Below are 885 nucleotides of genomic sequence, written 5' to 3'. Positions count from 1 at the left end.
CTGAAGCGCTTCAGGTTGGCGCGGTTGCCGATCACCGGCTGGCCGGCCGGGTGCATGCCGTAGCAGGCGCGGTCGAACATCTGGAAGGCCATCGCGGCCGGGTCTTCCTCGAACTCGGTGAACTCGTGCTCGATGACCTGGCGCTCGCGCTCGAGCTCGTCGGCCGGGAAGGTGCTGTGCAGCACGATGTCGGCGAGCAGGGCGACGAAGGCCGGCAGGTCGTGCGGCAGGCCTTCGATGTGGAACGCGGTGTGGTCCTTGTCGGTGTGGGCGTTGACCTCGGCGCCGAGGCGTTCGGCATCGAGGTTGATGCGCTGGCAGTCGCGCGACTGCGTGCCCTTGAAGGCCATGTGCTCGACGACGTGGCTGATGCCGTTGAGCTGCCGCGATTCATGCAGGCTGCCGGTGCGGATGAAGATGCTCAGGCTGACCGTCTGGCGCCACGGCATCGGGATCGCGATGGCGCGCAGGCCGTTGGGCAGGGTGGCGAGCTGGGGGCTGGGGGCGGTGGGGTTCAATTGCTGAGCCGATGTGGCAGGTCGAAAGTCCACATCATGCATGCATCGAAAGGCCTTCGATGCATCCCGTCAACCCAGGTGCACCGCCAGCTGATCGAACGTGCCGCCATACCCCTGCTCCAGCGACGGCTGCAGTTCGTCGAAGAACCGGCGCTCGGCCGCTTCCTCGCCGAACGGGCTGGCCTTCAGCCGCACGGTGGTGATGCCGCCCTGCTCCGAGAACGTCACCGCGTTCTCGATCTCCATCGGGCAGTGCTCGCTGAACGGCGCGCGCGCGATGCCGCCGTGCGCGTTGGCGAACGAGTTCAGCCACACCAGCCGCTCGCCGGTGACGATCTCGCGGTAGTTGAATCGCCCCCACATCGTC

At 67.1% G+C, this 885-nt stretch carries 2 protein-coding genes; both read right to left on the bottom strand.

What is annotated here, in order from left to right; all coding sequences use genetic code 11:
* A partial coding sequence (locus AC1D15_RS34815; RefSeq protein ID WP_477829668.1) for a M16 family metallopeptidase occupies window positions 1-518 on the bottom strand: 518 nt, incomplete at its 3' end.
* Between the two features lie 69 nt (window positions 519-587).
* Window positions 588-885: SRPBCC family protein (locus AC1D15_RS34810; RefSeq protein WP_477829667.1), on the bottom strand; the 298-nt coding region annotated here is incomplete at its 5' end.

The organism is Rhizobacter sp. P2_H2 (assembly GCF_056403375.1).
Note: the sequence above shows the minus strand (reverse complement) of the source record. Positions and strands in the feature narration are given on the sequence as shown.